This window comes from Archangium primigenium (assembly GCF_016904885.1).
GTDB lineage: Bacteria > Myxococcota > Myxococcia > Myxococcales > Myxococcaceae > Cystobacter > Cystobacter primigenius.
Genome location: NZ_JADWYI010000001.1, coordinates 3,023,088 through 3,038,415 on the forward strand (window position 1 = coordinate 3,023,088; position 15,328 = coordinate 3,038,415).

Here is a 15,328-nt window from a genome sequence, read left to right on the forward strand (position 1 = left end):
CCCGGGGCTTGGCGTTTCTTGGCGCGGCGTTCGTGCCAAGAAACGCCAAGTCCGGGGCGCCGCGCATCCGTAGAGAAGGGCCATGAGCGAAAAACAGCGGATCGCCTTGGGTTGCATGGGGATGTCTGGGGTGTACGGCAAGACGGACGACACGAAGAGCATCGCCGTCATCCACGCCGCCATCGCGCACGGCATCACCCTCCTGGACACCGGTGACTTCTATGCCTCCGGACACAACGAGCTGCTCATTGGCAAGGCCATCGCTGGCCGCCGGGACAAGGTCCAGCTCTCCGTGAAGTTCGGCATGATGCGGGGGCCCGACGGTGCCCCCGTGGGGGTCGACACACGGCCCGCCGCGGTGAAGAACTTCCTGACCTACTCGCTGATGCGGCTTGGGACCGATCACGTCGACGTCTACCGCCCGGCGCGTCTGGATCCCACGGTGCCCATCGAGGACACCGTTGGCGCCATCGCGGATCTGGTGAAGGCCGGCTACGTCCGGAAGATCGGTCTGTCCGAGGTCGGCCCGGAGACCCTCCGCCGCGCGGCGAAGGTGCATCCGATCGCCGACCTGCAGATCGAGTACTCCCTCGTCAGCCGCGATCCCGAGGACGCCATCTTCCCGATCCTCCATGAGCTGGGCATGGGCGCCACCCTCTACGGTGTCCTGTCTCGGGGCTTGCTCCCGGCGAGCCCGCTCCAGCCGGGAGACGCGCGGGCCCACATGCCGCGCTTCAGTGGGGACAACGCCGCGGCGAACGCCAGGCTGGTCGCGGCGCTGCGGGACCTCGCGGAGAAGTGGGGCCTGTCGCCCGGGCAACTGGCGATCGGGTACGTGCTCGGCAAGGCGCCGCGCTTCACGCCGACACTGGGCATGCGCACCCTGGAGCAGCTCGACGAGGCACTCGCCGCGAAGCCGTTGACCGCGGACCAGATCACGCAGGTCGAGAAGCTTGTCCCACGCGGTGCCATCGCGGGCACACGCTACCCGGCCGCGCACATGGCCCACCTCGACAGTGAGCGTCGCTAGGGCGGTACGCGGCTTCACAGGGCCGGAGTGAGCGACATCACACCTCGGGGAAGGGGGCCTTGTATGCTCTCGACCTCCCCCCGGCCCGTGGGCAGTGCCCACTCCTGAAAAGACCTCTCATGTCCTACGCGGCGCTCCTCGTCCATGTCCCCATGTTCTCCTCGCTCGGCCCCGAGGACCTGGAGCAGCTCTCCGCGGTCCTGCAGCCCTGGCGCTACAGCAAGGGGGAGGTCATCTTCCATCAGGGCGACGTGGCGACGGCACTCTACATCGTGCGCAAGGGCGAGGTGTCCATCCGGCTGAGCACCTCGGAGGGCAAGGAGCGGCTGCTGACGCTGCTCAAGCGGGGGGACTCCTTCGGTGAGATGGCGCTGCTGGACGGCGAGCCGCGCTCGACGGACGCGGTGGCCCGGGAGGAGACGTCGGTGCTGCGGCTGCAGCGCGAGGACTTCCAGCGCTTCGTGGAAACGCGCCCCTGGGTGGCCATGCGCATGCTGGCCGAGATGAGCCGGGTCATCCGCCGGATCACCCGGCGCGTGTATGACGCGAGCTTCCTGGATGCGCGCTCGCGCCTGGCGCGGGTGCTGCTGGACATGGTCGAGGAGCAGGGCGGGGCGGCCGCTCAGGAAGCGGTGCTGGCCTCCCAGTTGACCCAATCAGACCTCGCGCACCTGTGCGGACTGACGCGCGAGAGCACCAACAAGTGCCTGCGTGCCATGGCGCGTGACGGCATCCTGTCCTACGAGGACGGCCGCATCACGGTGCTGAAGGTCACGGAGTTGCGCGCCAACGCGGACTGACGGCCGACTCACGTTCCAGACGATTCCCGCCACTCCAACCGGTGCAGGCTCAGGGCTTCCTGCTTGCCCTTCACCCAGGTGGCGGGCAAGGGGTGGGCGGGCCAGGCGCGATCCTTCCACCGCTCGAAAGTGGTGGCGTTCATGCAGATCTCCCCGTCCCCCGCGGCGGAGCACACCCGGCTGGCGACGTTGGTCGCATCCCCGATGGTGGCGTACTGCAGGTATTTCTCGGAGCCGATGTTGCCGGCCGCCACGCGCCCCGTGTTCAGGCCCACGTGGATGTTCAACTCGGGCCGACCCTGGGCCCGCCAACGGGTGTTGAGTTGGGCCAGGGCTTGCTGCATCTCCACCGCGGCGCGCACGGCCCGGTCCACGTCATCCCCATGGGAGAAGGGCGCGCCCCATACCGCCATCAGCGCGTCGCCGATGTACTTCTCCAGCGTGCCCTCGTACTTGAAGACGATCTCCGCCATCACCGGGAAGTAGTCATTGAGCAACTCCACCACCTGCCGGGGCTCCAGCGTGGAGGAGAGCGCGGTGAAGCCACTGATGTCGGAGAAGAGCACGGTCACCTCCGTCTCCTGGGTCTCCAGCGAGCCGCCCCGGGCCATCCGCAGCTTCTTGAGCGTGGTGGGCGGGAAGAAGCGCATCAGCACGGCCTCTTCCTCGAGCCGCCGCACCAGCAGCGCGTTGTCGATGGCGATGGCCGCCTGATTGGCGAAGGCGGTGAGGAACTCCAGATCCTCGTCGGTGAAGCCGTTGGGGCGGGTGAGGTTGTCCACGTACAGCACGCCCAGCACCTCGTCGCGAGGCTTGAGCGGGGCACACATGGAGGACTGGATGGACTGCCGCATCACCGACGAGGCCGCGTCCAGGCGGAGATCCCGCCGGGCATCGGCGAAGAGCGCCGCCACGCTCTGCGTCCGCGTGTAGTCGACGATGCGCTGGCTGTAGAAGGCGCCCGAGGGTTTTTCTCCCGTGGACAGGCGCGACACGCGCGGCGTGAGCCTCCCCGTGGCGGGGTCCGCCATCAGGAGGGCGGCGCGGCTCACGTCCATGATCTGGAAGAGCAGCTCCAGGATGCGCTCCAGCAAGGCATCGAGGGAGCCTGGCGAGGAGAGCAACTGGCTCACCTTGAGCAGCACCTGGAGCTTGCTCTGGGCCCGCTCTGCTTGCTCCGTGGGCCGCACCCGGATGGCGGACTGGTCCAGACGCTCCGCGCGCCGATCCAGCAGGTCGTCCATCGGGCCTGGGAGCAGCTGGGTGCGAAGGGACCGCAGCTGGGTCGATGACAGGTCCAGGGGCAGTTCGTGCGCGGTGGGGACGAGCTTGAACCGCACCTCGCCACACCGGAACGCCCCGCCGTCCTTCAACTCATGGCGGCTGATTCGCTGCTCGTCGACGAATGTCCCATTCTTGCTGTTCAGGTCGACCAGCACGACCCGCTCGTCCTGGCGTTCGAGCTGCGCATGCCGCCGCGAGAGGCTCTTGTGCAGGATGCACAAGGTGCTCTCCTCGGTGCGTCCGATCGTCACGGGGCCTTCGGGGAGATCGAACACCTGCTCGTCCGTCAGCCCTGGATTCATGATGAGCTGCATGGGGCGGGGCTTCCTTAGCGGGTGTTGTCTTCCTTCTTGGCCACGAGCCTGGCGGGCACGTGCACGTGCGGCACGTTCTCCTCGATGGAGGCCGTCCGATCCGCGCTGGAGACGCGTTGTTCCCGACGGGCCACGACCTCCTGCACGCCCAGGGGCAGGGCGGAGCCGGGGATGAGCCTCGACCCGAGCGCCCTGCACTCGAATTCCTCCTCCACGCGCGCTTGGAGGTGCTCGGCGATGAGGAGCTGGTCCTTGTCGGCGAGCACCGCCAGCCGGGCCGCGGTGTTCACCGTCGTGCCGAGCACCGTGTAGTCCAGCTGGCCCAGCCCCTTGGCGCCGATGCTGCCGCAGATGAGCTCCCCGGAGTCCAGGCCCATGTTCACCCCATGGACATAGGGGGAGTCCTCGCCATACCGGAAGGCCATGGCGCGCAGCTGCAGCCGGGCCGCGAGACAGGCTTCCAGACCCCGGCGCAGATGCCCCGGGCCCTGGAACACGGCCATCACCGCGTCGCCCACGAACTTGTCCACGAGGCCCCCGCGCGCGAGCAGCTCGGCGACGATGACCTCGAAGTTGGCATTCAGCCGGCGGATGACGGCCTCGGGCTGGGCCTTGCCCGTGATGGGCGTGAAGTCCTTCAGGTCCAGGAAGGCCACCGTGGCCTCCATGCGCTCGCCGTCCACCAGATCGGGGCCGAGCATCAACGGCGCCATCCGATCGAGGATGCCCCCATTCACGAACATCCGCAGCAGGTGGTTCTCCTCGGCGGAGCGCACCATCTGCCGCAGCTCGGTCACTTGCTTGAGTGCCTTGGTGAGCGTGGCCTCCAGATCCTGGAAGTCGATGGGCTTGACGAGGAAGTCGAAGGCCCCGTGGTTCATCGCCACCCGGATGTTGCCCATGTTGCTGTAGGCCGAGACCATGATGACCTTGGCGAGCGGGTTCACCTCGCCCACCCGCGCGAGGAACGTGAGCCCGTCCATGCGCGGCATGTTGATGTCGGAGAGGATCACCTGGGTGTCGGGGTGCTGGCGCAGCTTCGCCAGGGCGTCCTCGCCGTCACTGGCGAAGACGAACTCGTAGACGGCATCACGCAATTGCTTGCGGAAGCGCTGACGCATCAGCAGCTCCACGTCGGGCTCGTCGTCGATGACCATGATCTTCGCGGCCCGGGCCGGACGGCTCTTCTCCAACAACTCGGCGAAGGCCGAGGCCAGCTCCCGCGCGGACTGGAACCGCCGCGAGGGCTCGACATGCAGGGCGCGCGCGAAGAAGGCATCCACGCCCTGGCCCAGCTCGGGCACCCATTGCGAGGGGGGCTCCGCCACGGCGCGGCCTCGGCTCATCTCGCCGAGGGCATCCGCGGAGAAGGGAAAGCGACCGGTCAAGGCCCGGTAGGCCACCACCGCGAACGACCACAGGTCCGTGCGGTGATCGACCCGGGCGTCGCCCCGCATCTGCTCGGGGCTCATGTACCGCAGCGTGCCCATCACCTGGCCCGGCTGCTCGGACGAGGATGAGGATGCGCCGCCCTCCCACCGGGCCAGTCCGAAGTCGAGCACCTTCACCACTTCCTCGCCATCGCCCCGGGCGAGGAAGAGGTTGGCGGGCTTGAGATCCCGGTGGATGACGCCGGACGCATGCGCCGAGGCGAGCGCGCGGGCGATCTGGTTGAGCAACGAGGCGACCACGGCGGGCTCCAGACGCCCCTGCCGCTCGAGTCGTGCCTCGAGGTCTTCCCCCTCGAGCAACTCCATCACGATGTAGGGCGTGTCACCATCCACGCCATAGTCGTGGACCTGCACCACATGCGGATTGCGCAACTGCGCGATCGCCATCGCCTCCCGCTCGAACTGATGACGCGCGGAGTAGGAGTCGATGCGCTCGGGTGCCATCAGCTTGAGCGCGACCCGTCGCTTCAACTGGGAATCGAGCGCGACCCAGATGGCGCCCATCCCACCGCCCGCGATCTTGCGCTCCAACTGGTACCTGCTCCCGATACGGCGAAAGGACATGCGCCATCCATCCAGATCCGACGACCCGGCCTCCGGCTCCGAGACAGTGAGAGTGGTTGAATCCAGCTCCCCCTCGGGCCTTCTCGAACGGGCGCATGATGGCACAAGTGCTGGCAGGGCGGTGAGAGGGGGCCTCCTGGGTAGGCTGCCCTGGTTCACCAAGCGATCAGGCGAGGGGCGCGAGCCTCCGGGGGCCAGGGGGTCTTGACGCCACGGGCGCGTGGCACCCGGCGCGGGAGCGCGTTCAGCTCATCTTCTCCAACAACATCCGCAACTCTTCCTGCTGCGCGGCGCTCAGGCGGCCCAGCCGCTCACCGAATGCGCCCGACAGCAGTGTCAGGCCTTGATTCATCACCTTGCGCCCGGCGGGGGTGAGCCGCAGCCGGTGGCGCCGCATGTCCTCGGTGTCGATCTCCCGGCTCACGAAGCCCGCGGCCTCCAGTCGCTTCACGTACACCGTCACGGTGGGCTTGGGCATGCTCAAGGTCGCCGCCAGCTCCGCGGGGTAGGGGTGCTCCTCCAGCGCCGCGAGCACGAACAATTCCTTGGTCTCCACCCCCAGCGCGACGATGTCCGGGGTGACGTGGGAGATGACCGACATCAGCAGTCGGTACTTCAGCGACCAGATCTTCGCCGGATCGATTTTCGACATGGTTCCGTTGCGCGGGAAATGGTTCAAGATTAAATTGATTCAAGGCTGAATCATTTTGGCCCCTCCCACGGTAGCACGACCTCAGGAGTTCCCATGCCTCTCGATCATTATGTGACGCTCGGCCGTTCGGGCCTTCGCGTCAGCCCGCTGTGCCTCGGAGCGATGACGTTCGGTGAAGACCTCGGCTGGGGGACGAGCGTCGAGGAGTCCCAGCGGATCATGGACCGGTACATCGAACTGGGCGGCAACTTCATCGACACGGCGAACCTCTACACGAAGAGCCATTCCGAGAAGATCATCGGCGACCACCTCGGACGCCACCCCGCCCGGAGGGATCGCCTGGTCCTCGCGACCAAGTTCAGCGGCAACCTCTACCCCGGGGATCCGAACGGCGGCGGCTCCGGCCGCAAGTCCATCATCGCGGCGTGCGAGAACTCGCTGCGTCGTCTGCAGACGGACTACATCGACCTGTATTGGCTGCACAACTGGGACATGCACACGCCCATCGAGGAGACGATGGCCGCGCTGGAGGATCTCGTGCGCGCGGGCAAGGTGCGCTACCTCGGGGTCTCCGATACGCCCGCGTGGAAGATCGTGGAAGCCAACATGCTGGCGCGCTTCCGTGGCTGGTCGGCGTTCATCGGCCTGCAGATCGAGTACTCGCTGCTGGAGCGCACCGTGGAGCAGGAGCTGGTGCCGATGGCGCGCGAGTTCGGTCTGGGCATCACGCCCTGGTCGCCGCTCAAGAGCGGCGCGCTCAGCGGCAAGTACACGCGCGCGAACGCGGGACAGCTCAAGGGCGACCGGGGCTTTTTGCTGGACTCGTTCCTGAACGAGCGGACCTACGCCATCGTGGACGCGCTGGAGGTCATCGCCCGGGCGCACGAGAGCACCGTGGCGCGTGTGGCGCTGGCGTGGGTGCAGTCACAGCCGGGCGTGACGTCCACCATCATCGGGGCGCGGCGGCTCGCGCAGTTGGAGGACAACGTGAAGGGGTTGGATGTGCCGCTCACGGCCGAGGAGCGGGGACGCCTCGATGCGCTCACGAAGCCCACGCTGGGCTTCCCCCAGAGCATGCAGCCCCTGTTCCCCGCCCTCCACAATGGTGGCACGACGGTGAATGGCATCTCCGCGCCCGCGTTCTCCTTGGGCTTCCAGAAGGGCGACGCGCCCCACTGACGGCGGAGGGCCGGGGCGCGACGCGGAGGGCGGCGTTCTATCTGGCCAGCAGCCGTTCGAGCCACGCCTCGCGTGCCGCGTTCGCGGCTCGCGAGATGGCGGCATCCGGCGCCATCTGGCTGAAGCCGTGGAACGCGCCGCCCCAGACGTGAAGCTCCGCGTCACCACCGGCGGCCCAGATCGCGCTGGCATACGCGACGGCCTCATCGCGGAAGACCTCCGCCGACCCCACGTCGATGAACGTGGGCGGCAGGCCGCTCAGGTCGGTGGCCCGGGCGGGGGCCGCGTAGCTCGACACCTCGGCCGTTCCCCGTCGGTCTCCGAGCAGGGCGGTCCATCCCGTGAGGTTGCTGACGCGGTCCCAGATGCCAAGGCCCTGCATCTGGTGCGACGACACGGTCTCATTGCGATCGTCGATCATCGGGCACTGGAGGAGCTGACCGAATACCGGGGGGCCGCCGCGGTCGCGCGCCAGCAGGGTGGTGCCCGCGGCGAGGCCTCCTCCGGCGCTTCCGCCAAAGACGACGAGCCGCTCGGGTTGGATCCGCAGCTCCCGGGCGTGCGCGGCCATCCATGCGAGTCCCGCGTAACAATCCTCCACCGGGATGGGATCGGGGTTCTCGGGCGCCCGTCGGTATTCGACCGTCACACAGACCGCGTCGAACTTCAGGGCCCAGGCCACGAGGTCGGTGGCGCCCGCGAAGCGGTTGGCCATGACCATGCCCCCGCCGTGGATGTGATAGATGCCCGGCCCCGGCCGGACATGGTCCTTCCGGGAGATCACCGACACGGTGATGTCCACCCCTTGGTCGCCGGGCAGGGTGAAGTCGACGCACTGGACCGGCCGATCCCCGATCTGCTCGGCGATAGAGGGGATGGGCAGGGCGCGGTACCGCTCGATCTGCTCGGCCGTCATGTGGACGGGGGCGAACGCGGTGAACGTCGGAAGAATCCGGGCCAGCTCGGGCTCGAACGGAGGCGGTGGGGGCGCTTGCTTGGGGGGAGGCATGCTCATGAACCTCGGGGTTCGGGGATCCGCTCGAGCATCCGGGTCGGATCGCCTTTGTAGGTGCCGCGTGCGAACTGCTGGAACCCGCACTTGTGCGCCACGTGGAGGGAGGCCGCGTTCTCCGGGTGGATGAGGCACACCACGCGCTCGGGTCCGAACCCGTCCTCCACCCAGCGCAGCGCGGCGCGCACGGCCTCCGTGGCGAAGCCCTTCCCGTGGGCCCACGGAGAGAGCACCCAACCGGCCTCCTTGGCGTCTCCGAGGGGCGGCTCGATGTCCCGCTGGAAGTTCGCGAGGCCCACCTCGCCGACGAACCGGCCCGTGCTCTTCTCGCGCACCACCCAGAACCCAAACCCCATGAGCTCCCAGTGGCCCACGTAGCGCAGCAGGCGCGCCCACATCTCCTCGCGGGTGGAGGGCTTGCCACTGATGTACCGGACGACCGCGGGGTCACCCCACATCGCGAGCGCCTCCTCGAAGTCCTCGCGGCGGGGGCGGCGCAGCGTGAGTCGCTCGGTGTCAAGGGCGGAACGGTCGGGGCCGGACATGGGTCCTCGTTCAACGACGGGTGGAAGGGTCAGACGGGCAGCGGCCGTACCTCGAGCTGCTTGGAGGCGAGGAAGTCCGGGTTGAACACCTTGGAGCTGTAGCGGCTGCCGTGATCACACAGCAGCGTGGCGATGCGCAGTCCCTGGCCCCGGTGACGCCGGGCCACCTCGTAGGCGGCGCGCACGTTGAGGGCCGCGGAGGTGCCCACCACCAACGCGTCCTCGCGCGCCAGGTGGTAGAGCATCTCCAGCATGTCCTGGTCGGACATGCGCAGGGCCTCGTCCACCCGCGCGCGGCGGAAGTTCTCCGTGAGGCGCATGATGCCGATGCCTTCCGTGATGGAGCTGCCCACGGTCTCCATGCGCCCCTCGCGTACCCAGCAGTAGAGCCCCGAGCCGGGCGGGTCCACCATCACCACGCGCAGCGCGGGGTTCTTCTCCTGGAGGTAGCGGCTCACGCCGGAGATCGTCCCGCCACTGCCCACGGAGCAGACGAGCACGTCGAGCCGCCCCTCGCACTGCTCCCACAACTCGGGCCCCGTGGTCTCGTAGTGGAAGTCCCCGTTGGCGGTGTTCTCGAACTGGTTGGTCCAGAACCACCCCCGCTCCTCGGCGAGCACGCGGGCCCGGTGATAGAAGTGTCCGGGGTTGGAGAAGGGGACCGCGGGGACCTTGATGACCTCGACGCCCATGGCCTCCAGGTACTCGTACTTCTCGCGCACCTGGTTGTCGGGCATGGTGACGACGACGCGGTAGCCCCGCTCGCGCCCCAGCAGGCCCAGGCCGATGCCCGTGTTGCCGGCGGTGCCCTCGACGAGCGTGGCGCCCGGCACGAGCCGTCCCTCCGCCTCGGCCTGACGGATCATCCCCTTGGCGGCGCGGTCCTTGATGCTGCCCCCGGGGTTCATGAACTCGGCCTTGCCCAGGATGTCGCAGCCCGTGAGGCGCGAGAGCGAGCCGATGCGCAGCAAGGGCGTATTGCCAACCGAGTCCCAGAGCGAGCCGATGGGGGGCGCCATGTGTCTTCCTGACGAGGAGCGAGAGGGCCTCGGTTCTACCTCAACGCGATGGTTCCTCGCCTGGAGGGTGTGCGGGTCCAGGCGCACCCTTGGACGTACGGTCGAACGCCCACCAGACCCCGCCCGTGTGATACTCCCGCCCCATGAATGGCCGTCGTGCCCTGTCTCCTGTCCTCCTCGTCGGTGCCGGAACCGGCGAGGCCACGTGCGGCATCCTCTACCTCGCGGGCTACCTGCGGCGGAACGGGGTCGAGGCCTTCGTGCGGTTGTACGACGGGGACCAGACGGAGGAGGAGGTGGCCCACTCCCTCGAGGTCCTCGTGGCCCGGGTGCGGCCCCGGCTCGTGGGCATCAGCCTCAAGTGGTTCCATCATGTCCACCGCGCCTTGCTCCTGGCGCGGACGCTGCGGCGGATCGACCCCGAGATCCAGATCGTCCTGGGCGGCAACACGGCGTCGTACTGGTGGCGGGAGCTGGACGCGTTCGATTGCATCGATCACATCGTCCTGGGGGATGGGGAGGTGCCGCTGCTGGCGCTCTGCCAGGGGCATCCCGCTCCGCCCAACTGCGTCACCCGCAAGCCGGACGGCACGCCCCGGCGCCTGCCCCTGGCGTACGTGCAAGGCGCCACGAACAGCGAGGACATCTATTACTCGCACTTCGATGACATCTTCCTGAGCCAGCAGGACCGCCACGCCTTCTCCGGCTGGGTCGCGCCCGGCAAGGGCTGCGGCGAGAACTGCCTCTACTGTGGCGGGGCGCGCGGCAACCAGAAGGCGGCCTTCGGACGCGCGAAGCCGTTCCTGCGCTCCGAGGAGAGCGTGCGCCGCGACCACCAGGAGATCGCCCACCGGACGTGGCAGATGCGCTACGACTTCTCGGGCAGCTCGGCGGCGTTTCTCCAGGGCACGTGGGCGGGGGTCGATCTCTCGCGCCACTCCTGCATGTACTTCCTGTGGGGCGTGGCCCGCATGGAGCTCATCGACGCGCTGGCCAGCACCTTCGACCATGTCCACATGGTGCTGGACATCGGCTGCTTCTCCGAGAAGCAGCGGCTCGAGCAGATGGGCCGGGGGCTCCTCAAGCCGTGCGCCTCCGATCAGCAGCTCCTCGACATCATCGACGCGTGCCAGCGCCACCCGAACCTGGACGTCGAGGTGTCCGGAATCGCGGGCCTGCCCTTCGCCAGCGCCGCCACGCTCAAGGAGGAAGTGCGCCTGGTGGAGCGCGTGATGAGCCTGGACTGTGGGGTGGGCTACCAGCGGCTCGAGGCGCAGCCCGGAGCGCTCGCCACGGAGCATCCCGCGCGCTTCGACATGGTGACCGAGGCGCGGACGTTCTCGGAGTTCCTCGAGTACTTCGAGCGGCGCGAGCCCGGTGACGTGTCCGTGCCGATGCTGCGCTTTCGCGATCCGGCGCTCGAGGCGGCGGTGCAGCGCACGACGGCGCACGTGGAGGCCCTCGAGTCCAAGCACAGCGAGGCCAAGCGGCGGGTCGTGGTCAACGGGCGCACGCGGCTCAAGAACACCGCGCCCGCGACGCTCCAGTTCAAGCTCGGGGAGTGGCTGGGGCCCCACCGGGTTCCCGCCCGGGTGGCGCAGGAGCCCGTGACCTATGTCCGCTCGGTGGACGGAACGGGCCTGGCCTGCGCGCCATCGCTCAATCCCCGACGTTTCACCGATCCCACGTTGGATCAGGGCGACGATGGCCGCATCCTGTTGACCACGCTGGGCGTCTTCGCGCAGCCCACCACCGTCTCCCAGGCCGTGTCGCAACTGAGCGCGAAGCTGAGGCTCGACCCGCACTCGGCGCGAGACGTCATCGACCACCTCGTGGACGGTCGCTTCCTGCAGCCGGTGTGAGGCGTTTCCCAGGCGTCATGTCCCGACGCCGGGGGGTCGCTCTCCGGGCGGAGGACGATTCCAGGGGTTAGACTCCGCCTCATGAACGCCAGCGCATCCAGCCGGTCGTCGATCGTCGTGGCGGAGCTGGGGCCCACGAATACGGGGAAGACGCACCGGGCCATCGAGCGCATGCTCGAGCACGACACGGGCATGATGGGGCTGCCCCTGCGCCTGCTCGCCCGTGAGGTCTACGACCGGGTGACCGCCCGGGTGGGCGAGGGGCGGGTGGCCCTGATGACGGGCGAGGAGAAGCGCCTGCCGCCCCGTCCGGACTATTGGATCTGCACCGTCGAGGCGATGCCGACCGACAAGGCCGTCGACTTCCTCGCGGTGGACGAGATCCAGCTCGCCGCCCACCGTGAGCGCGGCCATGTCTTCACCGACCGCCTGCTGCACGCGCGGGGTCTCCGGGAGACGTGGTTCCTCGGCGCGGACACGATGCGGCCCATGGTGCAGACGCTCATCCCGCACGCCTCGATGAAGCGCGCCACCCGGCTGTCCCAGCTGAGCTACACGGGCAGCCGCTCCTTGAAGAGCCTGCCGCCGCGCTCGGCCGTGGTCGCCTTCTCCGCGGACCGGGTGTACGAGTACGCCGAGTCGCTGCGTCGGCTCCGGGGCGGGGTGGCCGTGGTGTTGGGGGCGCTTTCTCCCCGGACCCGCAACGCCCAGGTGGCGATGTACCAGGCCGGCGAGGTGCAGTACCTCGTGGCGACCGATGCCATCGGCATGGGGTTGAACCTCGACCTCAACCACGTGGCCTTCGCGGCGCTCTCCAAGTACGACGGCGCCGAGCAGCGAGATCTCTTCCCGGACGAGCTGGCGCAGATCGCGGGTCGCGCGGGACGGCACCTGAACGATGGGACGTTCGGCACCCTGAACTCCGTGCCCGAGCTGCCGCCCCGGGTGATCTCCGCCATCGAGACCCACCGGTTTCCGGCCGTGCGCAGCCTCATCTGGCGCAACGCGTCGCTCGACTTCTCGAGCCCGGAGGCCCTGCTGGATTCCTTGTCCCGGGCGCCCCAACACCAGGCGTTCATCCGGGTGGAGCGCGCGGACGACTTCGATGCCCTCCGGGAGCTCGCGCGTGTGCCCGCGGTGCGCGACGCCACGACCGATCGGGCCGGGGTCGAGCTGTTGTGGCAGGTCTGCCAGATCCCCGACTTCCGCAAGGGGCTCTTCGGGCAGCACCTCACGCTCCTGCGCGAGACCTTCCTGCAGCTCTCCGAGGGCGATGGGCGGCTGGATCCCACCTGGCTCCACCGGCAGGTGTCTCCGCTGGATGATGTGTCCGGAGACATCCACACGCTGATGGACCGGCTCGCCGCCATCCGCATCTGGACGTACATCAGCCATCGCTCGAGCTGGATGCACGACGCCGAGCACTGGCAGGAGCGCACCCGCCGCATCGAGGACGCCCTGGGGGATGCCCTGCATGAGCGGCTCGTGGAGCGCTTCGTCCAACGGGCCGCGCGCCGGAGTGCTCGCCGCTTCGTGCGGGCCTCGGCCCGGCCCCAGACGACCTCGGACAGTCCCTTCGCCCGTCTGGGCGCGCTGCTGGGCGAGATGCCGGGCCCGGACGGCACGATGACCGAGGAGCAATTCGTCCAGCGGGCGGTCGACGCGACCCACGACGCCTTCGAGGTGGACGCGCTGGGGAACATCTCGTTCGAGAGTCAGCCCCTGGCGCGCCTGGTGCGGGGAACGGACCGACGCTCCCCGCAGCTCGCGCTCGCGGAGCCCGAGGTGTGGACGGCCGGCGCGCGGCGGCGACTCGAGCGCCGGTTGCTGGCGTTGGCGCGGGACCTCGTCACGGAGGCCATGGGCGGTTTTCCCGCCGAGTCCCTGACGGGCGAGGGCCGCTCCGCGGCGACACGCGGGCTCGCCTACCGTCTGGCCGAGGGCCTGGGGGTCATTCCCCAATGGGAGGCCCGTGAGCAGTGGCGGCTGCTGGACGCGCAGGCGCGTGAGCACTTGAAGACGTTGGGGGTGCGCGAGGGGCGGCGCTACTTCTACGTCGCCGAGGCCCTCTCTCCCCGCGCGTTGGAGCGGCGCCGCATGTTGACGGCCCTGTTCCAGCAGACCCTCGCACCCAAGGGCGTTTCCCAGGAGCCCGTCCTCTCGGTGGCGGAGCTGGGGGGCCAGGGGGTGCGTGCCTACGGGTACGAGGTGATTGGCCCGGTGGCCCTGCGGATCGACATCCTCGAGCGGCTCGGTGAGGCCTTGCAGCAACGGCAGGGCGCGTCCCAGGCGCACCTGCTCCTGCGGGAGCTGCACCTGGAGGGCGGGGTCCGGGCCCGCGTGCTGCGAGAGCTGGGGGGACAGGCCGGGGGGGACGCGGTGAAACGGCGGCGCCGGCGGCGGGGCGGGAAGCCCCGGCCCGCGGCGCCGAGCCCCCCGCACCAGCCGTCCCTGGGCCCGGGCGAGTAGCCCGGGCCTCGCGGGACGGCCAGCGGCTCACTCGACCCAGTAGGTGTCGGTCAGCACGCTGAAGCCATTCTGCGTGTCCACGAAGAAGGCGACGCTGTTGCCGCTCCAGGGATCCTTCGCGTAGCTGTAGTAGCAGCCCTTGAAGGTGCGGCCCGTGATGCGCTCGTCGAGGTTCGCCATGCCGACGGAGACCACACTCGCGGGGATTTGATTGTTGCCGTTGGCGGACTTCACCGTGCTGTCGACCTCGGCGCGGACCTCGGCGGCAGTGGCGAGGTACGGCCGGACCGTGGCGCCATGGGGAACGCTGCTCGCCTCGAGGCCGAAGCACTCGAAGCGGCCGACGCGGTAGGCGCGGCCGTCGCCGACCACGGTTTGCCACCAGTCGAAGTGGCGCTCCATCCGCGTGCCACCGTGGCCGCGATCACCCGCCGTGTTCACCGCCGAGATGAGCGCCTCGAGCGGACGGCTCAGCGTGGCCGAGTTGCGCAGGTTGCGCAGGCTCACGTCGCTGATGCCCGAGACGTTGGCGATGGCCTGGACGGACGTGAACGGGCGCAGGTTGAGCAGGTTGGAGGCGCCATTCCAGGCGTTGGGCAGCACGTCGTGCAGCTCGGAGTCACTGATGCCGTTCACCAGCGACACGATCGCGGCGGCGTCATCGGTGGAGAGCGCGAGGCCATCCAGGATGCCCACGCAGCTCGCGCCGATGAGGCCCTTGGCGCGGGCGCCCGTGGCGAGCTGCTCGAGACGGGCGGGGCCGACCAGGCTGACCGAGGAGAGGTCCGTCAGGGAGACGAACGGCGACGTCGCGCGCCGGGCGATGAGGTTGTTGGCGACGTTGCTCGGGACGTACTGGTTGAGCGTCTGGAACGACGCCGTGTTCGCGAAGCCCAGGATGCCCTGACACTCGGGCGCGACATCCACGTCCCGGGTCGTGAGCGCGGCCTGCTGCTGGGCGAGCGGCTCGGCGGACGACTCGAGCTCGGGGCCACCACAGCCCGCGAGCAGGCTCAGGGAGACAAGGGCATGGCCAAGACGACGCATGGGAAACTCCTCGGATGACAGCGTGGGGGATGGGTTGGATACACCAGATCCACGGAAGTCAGGAGTCTCATTGCTGGAGCGAATGTCGCCCCTTTTGTCA

12 protein-coding genes are annotated in these 15,328 nt (G+C 69.0%); 5 read left to right on the plus strand and 7 right to left on the minus strand.

The window, feature by feature from the left end:
* Positions 1–82: 82 nt before the first annotated feature.
* Together I3V78_RS12910 and I3V78_RS12915 are read left to right on the plus strand one after the other, a co-directional pair.
* On the plus strand, positions 83–1,030 hold the full coding sequence (locus I3V78_RS12910; RefSeq protein ID WP_204487588.1) for an aldo/keto reductase: 948 nt from the start codon (positions 83–85) through the stop codon (positions 1,028–1,030).
* Between the two features lie 119 nt (positions 1,031–1,149).
* A complete protein-coding gene (locus tag I3V78_RS12915) occupies positions 1,150–1,830 on the plus strand; it encodes a Crp/Fnr family transcriptional regulator (protein WP_204487590.1) in 681 nt (226 codons plus the stop codon).
* A gap of 8 nt (positions 1,831–1,838) precedes the next feature.
* Here the strand turns inward: I3V78_RS12915 and I3V78_RS12920 are convergent, their stop codons facing one another.
* The 3 genes from I3V78_RS12920 to I3V78_RS12930 all read right to left on the minus strand — a co-directional run bounded on the left by I3V78_RS12920 (position 1,839) and on the right by I3V78_RS12930 (position 6,095).
* On the minus strand, positions 1,839–3,428 hold the full coding sequence (locus I3V78_RS12920; RefSeq protein ID WP_204487598.1) for an adenylate/guanylate cyclase domain-containing protein: 1,590 nt from the start codon (positions 3,426–3,428) through the stop codon (positions 1,839–1,841).
* 14 nt (positions 3,429–3,442) lie between these two features.
* A complete protein-coding gene (locus tag I3V78_RS12925) occupies positions 3,443–5,443 on the minus strand; it encodes a protein kinase domain-containing protein (RefSeq protein ID WP_204487600.1) in 2,001 nt (666 codons plus the stop codon).
* 244 nt (positions 5,444–5,687) lie between these two features.
* Entirely contained in the window at positions 5,688–6,095 is a 408-nt protein-coding gene (locus I3V78_RS12930) for a MarR family winged helix-turn-helix transcriptional regulator (protein WP_204487602.1), read from the minus strand.
* A gap of 93 nt (positions 6,096–6,188) precedes the next feature.
* Here I3V78_RS12930 and I3V78_RS12935 point away from each other — a divergent pair, with 93 nt between their 5' ends.
* Positions 6,189–7,274 (plus strand): aldo/keto reductase, encoded by a 1,086-nt coding sequence (locus tag I3V78_RS12935; protein ID WP_204487604.1) that lies wholly within the window; start codon positions 6,189–6,191, stop codon positions 7,272–7,274.
* Between the two features lie 37 nt (positions 7,275–7,311).
* On the opposite strand, the gene I3V78_RS12940 is transcribed toward I3V78_RS12935, so the two are convergent.
* Genes I3V78_RS12940 through I3V78_RS12950 form a run of 3 tightly spaced genes read right to left on the minus strand, consistent with a single transcriptional unit; the run spans position 7,312 to position 9,850 of the window.
* The gene (locus tag I3V78_RS12940) at positions 7,312–8,289 is read right to left on the minus strand and encodes an alpha/beta hydrolase (protein ID WP_476756488.1); all 978 of its coding nucleotides are present in this window, start codon (positions 8,287–8,289) and stop codon (positions 7,312–7,314) included.
* The gene (locus I3V78_RS12945) at positions 8,286–8,831 is read right to left on the minus strand and encodes a GNAT family N-acetyltransferase (RefSeq protein WP_204487606.1); all 546 of its coding nucleotides are present in this window, start codon (positions 8,829–8,831) and stop codon (positions 8,286–8,288) included. The genes I3V78_RS12940 and I3V78_RS12945 overlap by 4 nt, the downstream gene beginning before the upstream one ends.
* A 29-nt stretch (positions 8,832–8,860) precedes the next feature.
* Positions 8,861–9,850 (minus strand): cysteine synthase A, encoded by a 990-nt coding sequence (locus tag I3V78_RS12950; RefSeq protein WP_204487608.1) that lies wholly within the window; start codon positions 9,848–9,850, stop codon positions 8,861–8,863.
* Positions 9,851–9,993: 143 nt separating this feature from the next.
* Here I3V78_RS12950 and I3V78_RS12955 point away from each other — a divergent pair, with 143 nt between their 5' ends.
* Both I3V78_RS12955 and I3V78_RS12960 read left to right on the plus strand, forming a co-directional pair.
* Positions 9,994–11,712, plus strand: coding sequence for a B12-binding domain-containing radical SAM protein (locus I3V78_RS12955; protein WP_204487610.1), 1,719 nt, complete (start codon positions 9,994–9,996; stop codon positions 11,710–11,712).
* 81 nt (positions 11,713–11,793) lie between these two features.
* Entirely contained in the window at positions 11,794–14,181 is a 2,388-nt protein-coding gene (locus I3V78_RS12960) for a helicase-related protein (RefSeq protein ID WP_204487612.1), read from the plus strand.
* 27 nt (positions 14,182–14,208) lie between these two features.
* Here I3V78_RS12960 and I3V78_RS12965 read toward each other — a convergent pair whose 3' ends face one another.
* Entirely contained in the window at positions 14,209–15,228 is a 1,020-nt protein-coding gene (locus I3V78_RS12965) for a helix-hairpin-helix domain-containing protein (protein WP_204487615.1), read from the minus strand.
* Positions 15,229–15,328: the final 100 nt, after the last annotated feature.